We start from the raw sequence: 4,480 nt of genomic DNA, 5'->3' as shown, positions 1-4,480 counted from the left end.
TGGTTATTATAGCAGAGAGGATACACCTGTTCCCATTCCGAACACAGAAGTTAAGCTCTCTAGCGCTGATGGTACTTGGGGCGAAGGCCCCTGGGAGAGTAGGACGTAGCCACGTAATCTTTTTTTTTATAAAAATAAAAATTAAATTTAAGGAGAATATATGAAAGGAATATCAGAAAGTACAACTATTCAAGCTTTTTTAGATGCAGGGATAGAAAAAATACCATCACTTTTATACGCAATAATATTTTTCCTTATTGGATTAACTATTGCTAAAATATGTAGAAAAGCTGTATCTAGAGTATTAAAAAAATACACAAATGGAAAAGGAATAACAAATTTTATAGAATATGGCGTATATATATCTATAATAGTTATCGCAACACTTAACAGTTTAGATATGATAGGTGTAAAAACAACATCTGTTGTGACTATAGTAGGAGCAGCTGGATTCAGTGTAGGTTTAGCATTTAAAGAATTATTATCTAATCTATCATCTGGATTTATAATATTATTTTTCAAACCTTTTGAAATAGGAGATTATATACAGACATCTGATACAAATGTTGAAGGAACTGTTTCTGACATACAAATATTTAGTACTATTTTAAAAACACCAGATAATAAAACTATAATAATACCAAATTTACAGATAACAAGCAACAATATAATTAACTATACACACCAGAATATAAGAAGAATAGATTTTGTATTTAATGTAGAATACAATACCGATATTAATCTTTTGAAAAAGATAGTTAAAGATATTTTTGAAGAAGATAAAAGGATTTTAAAAGATCCAAAACCATTAATAGGTATAAACTCTATGGGAAATAATTCTATGGAATTTGTAAGTAAGCCTTGGGTGAAAACAGAAGATTATTGGGATGCATATTATGATTTAATGGAAAAGATAAAAAATAAATTCGATGAAAATAATATAGTATTACCATATGTAAATGTAATGGTAAAAGGAAAATAGTAAGAATAAAATATATATAAATAAAGATATAAAACTTATATAAAATAGAAAAATGAACTTAAATTTTATATTTAAACTTGAAAAATAAAGTTTATTATAATATAATATGGACATAATATAAAAAAGCTATGAAGGAGATAAGTAAAGAACAGTTCTTTTTTCAGAGAGTGAGTGGTCGGTGTGAACTCATAAAAGTAGTTTTTGAATCTACTCTGGAGCTTCTAATGAAAATTAGACGTATTCCTACGTTACAGGATTTTGAGAGGAATATATTTATATATATTCAATTAGGGTGGCAACGCGGATAACAGATTTTCGTCCCTTTTTAAGGGGTGAAAATCTTTTTTTATACAAAAAATACCCCTAAAGTTTAAATCTGTAAATTTAAATCAAAAGAAATTGAAAATTTGATATGATTTTCAGAAAATATTTGGAGGTGCAAAATGCTAGATATAAAAAGAATAAGAGAAAATTTAGATGAAATTAAACAAGCTATGCAAATAAGAGGTGAAAAAGAATTTGACCTTGATGCTGTAGTAGCTCTTGACGATGAGAGAAGAGATTTATTAAAAGAAGTTGAAGTATTAAAACAAGAGTTAAATATAGAATCTAAAAAAATACCTCAATTAATAAAAGAGGGAAAAGATGTTTCTGAAGATAAAGCTAGATTAAAAGAGTTATCAGAAACTATAAAAGGAATAGATGTTAAAGTTAAAGAAGTAGAAGAAAAATTAAACTATACATTAATGAGAATACCAAATGTTCCTCATCCAGATGTACCACAGGGTGAAACAGATGAAGATAATGTTGAAGTTAAAAAATGGGGAGAACCTACAAAATTTAATTTTGAACATAAAGCTCATTGGGATATAGGAACAAATCTTGGAATATTAGATTTTGAAAGAGCTGGTAAAATAACTGGTTCAAGATTTACATTATATAAAGGATTAGGTGCTAGACTTGAAAGATCTTTAATAAACTTCTTCCTTAATACTCATACAGAAAATCATGGATATACAGAAGTATTACCACCATTTATGGCAAATAGAGATAGTTTTTCAGGCACAGGACAGCTTCCAAAATTTGAAGAAGATATGTTCAAACTAGAAGGAGTAGATTATTTCTTAGTTCCAACAGCAGAAGTTCCTGTAACTAATATACATAGAAATGAAATTTTAACTGCAGATCAATTACCAATAAAATACTGTGCATATACTCCATGTTTTAGATCAGAAGCAGGTTCAGCAGGTAGAGATACAAGAGGTTTAGTAAGACAGCATCAGTTTAACAAAGTAGAACTAGTTAAATTTGTACTACCAGAAAATTCTTATGATGAATTAGAAAAATTAACAATGGATGCTGAAGAAATGCTACAGTTATTAGGATTACCATATAGAAGAGTTAAAATATGTACAGGTGACCTAGGATTTACAGCTGCATTTAAATTTGACTTAGAAGTATGGATGCCAAGCTACGGAAGATATGTTGAAATTTCTTCTTGTTCAAACTTTGAAGATTTCCAGGCTAGACGTGCTAATATAAAATTCAAAAGAGATAAAAAATCTAAAGCAGAATTTGTACATACATTAAATGGATCAGGATTAGCTGTAGGAAGATGTTTAGCAGCTATACTTGAAAACTATCAGCAAGAAGATGGTTCAGTAGTAGTTCCTGAAGTTTTAAGACCATATATGGGTGTAGATGTTATAAAATAATAAATTAGATAATTTATAATATAAATGCTATTGTAATAAAAACTTTTATTACAATAGCATTTTTTTGTTTTTGACAAAGAAATCTTTAGTATTTTAATAAAAAATAGACATTTATAAATAAGTAATATATAATAAGAACGGTTTATTTTATTTTAATTAAGTATTATTTCTTTATTTATAAAATTAAACTTTAAAAATACAAATTCTAATAAGAAATATACAAATCATAATTAAAATAAATATAACTAATATCGGGGGATATTAAATTAAAAAATGGAGGTGAAATTCAAAAATATAAAATATCATAGAAAACTAGGGGGAATAGTTATGAAAACTAAAAAATCTAAAAAGATACTCAATATAATATTAGTATCGATTTTGTGTATTGGCATTTTAAAAATAGATGCATTAGCGTATACACAAGAGATAACAAAAGGTTATTATGATGATAATAATATTTGGAAAGAAGGTACACTTGAACAATCAATACCAGAAGGAATAAAAGTAGATAAAACTGCTGAAAAATTAGATAAAAATAGATACAAGATAAATTTGAAAGTTATAACTGAAAAGAAAAAAGATTTTGTAGTAAATAAATCAGCTACAGTTTTACTATTGGACACATCTGGTTCAATGATTGCAAGAAATAGACTTGAAAATGCAAAAAAAGCGGCTAAAAAATTTATTAATTCATATGGTGGAGATGAAAATAGAGAAGGAAGATATTTATCAATTGTAAAATTTAATAAAGATGCAAAAATAGTACTTAATTGGATAGATGTAGGCAATAAAAACGGTAAAGAAAAAGCTTATTCGGTAATAGATAATTTAAATGCTATTGGAGGAACAAATCTTCAATCTGGGATAAAAGAAAGTGAGAATTTATTTGATGAAGAAATAGTAAAAGATATAAAATCAAAAGATACTATTATACTTACTGATGGAACACCAACTTATTATATTGATAGATATAACAATATTTTAGGAAATGGATATATGGGAAGTAAAAAAATAATAGAAGAGACAACAAAAGAAGCAAAATTACTTCAAGAAAAATCATCAATTTACACAATATGCTATGGTGTTGAAAATAACTATACTTATAGAGATTATTGGTCTGATGATATTGAAAATGGACCTACAATTGGAGATTTTCTAACAAATTACATAGCTAGCAAGCCAGAAAGAGCATACAATGCAGATAATGCAAATCAATTAAATGATGCTTTTGATGATATAACAACAGAAATAATAAGTGGAATAGATGGAAAGGAATTAAAGGTAGTTGATAAAAGTACCGAATTTGTAAAAATAAATACAAAATTACCAGATAGTGTGATATTAGATAATGAAAATAATTTTATATGGAACTTAGATAAAACAGAACCTTTAATAGAAGATGAAAATAAAAAAACAGTCTATACTTATGAAATGACATATGAAGTATTAGTAGATATAGATAATACTAATTTAAAAGGAAATAAATATTATCCTTTGAATGGTGATACATATGTTATGATAGGAAATCAGAAAATAAAATTTCCGATACCTGCTATAAAAGTAGAAAAAAAATATGTTCAGCCTATAATTTCTAATAACCAGAATGAAAATAATGATTATCAACAAGAAAATATTGATAAAAGAATAGAGGGAAACGATAGAATAGATACATCAATAGATGCAAGTAAAGATTTATATCCAAATGGAACAGATTCAGTAGTACTTGCAAACTGTGAAAGATATACAGATGTACTTACAGCAAATCCATTTGCAGTACAGATAA

Annotated in this window: 3 protein-coding genes, 1 rRNA gene and 1 other annotated feature; all 4 genes read left to right on the top strand. The window is 26.6% G+C overall.

The features are described 5' to 3' along the window. Positions 1-115: ribosomal RNA gene (gene rrf, locus Q1J78_RS02075) — 5S ribosomal RNA — on the top strand; the annotation flags it as partial. A gap of 45 nt (positions 116-160) precedes the next feature. Continuing rightward, positions 161-982, top strand: a complete 822-nt coding sequence (locus tag Q1J78_RS02070; RefSeq protein WP_300279680.1) for a mechanosensitive ion channel family protein — start codon at positions 161-163, stop codon at positions 980-982. A 119-nt stretch (positions 983-1,101) separates the two neighbouring features. After that, positions 1,102-1,308, top strand: a binding site (T-box leader). A gap of 117 nt (positions 1,309-1,425) precedes the next feature. Next, positions 1,426-2,697: a serine--tRNA ligase gene (gene serS / locus Q1J78_RS02065; RefSeq protein ID WP_300279677.1), complete on the top strand. Its 1,272-nt coding sequence runs from the start codon at positions 1,426-1,428 to the stop codon at positions 2,695-2,697. A gap of 327 nt (positions 2,698-3,024) precedes the next feature. After that, positions 3,025-4,480: VWA domain-containing protein (locus Q1J78_RS02060; RefSeq protein WP_300279674.1), on the top strand; the 1,456-nt coding region annotated here is incomplete at its 3' end.

The organism is Peptacetobacter sp. (assembly GCF_029264495.1).
GTDB lineage: Bacteria > Bacillota > Clostridia > Peptostreptococcales > Peptostreptococcaceae > Peptacetobacter.
This window is presented reverse-complemented; position numbering and strand designations above follow the sequence as displayed.

Coding starts and splice junctions, on each gene's coding strand:
- Q1J78_RS02070 (WP_300279680.1), top strand. CDS start 161: ATGAAAGGAATATCAGAAAGTACAACTATTCAAGCTTTTTTAGATGCA.
- serS (WP_300279677.1), top strand. CDS start 1,426: ATGCTAGATATAAAAAGAATAAGAGAAAATTTAGATGAAATTAAACAA.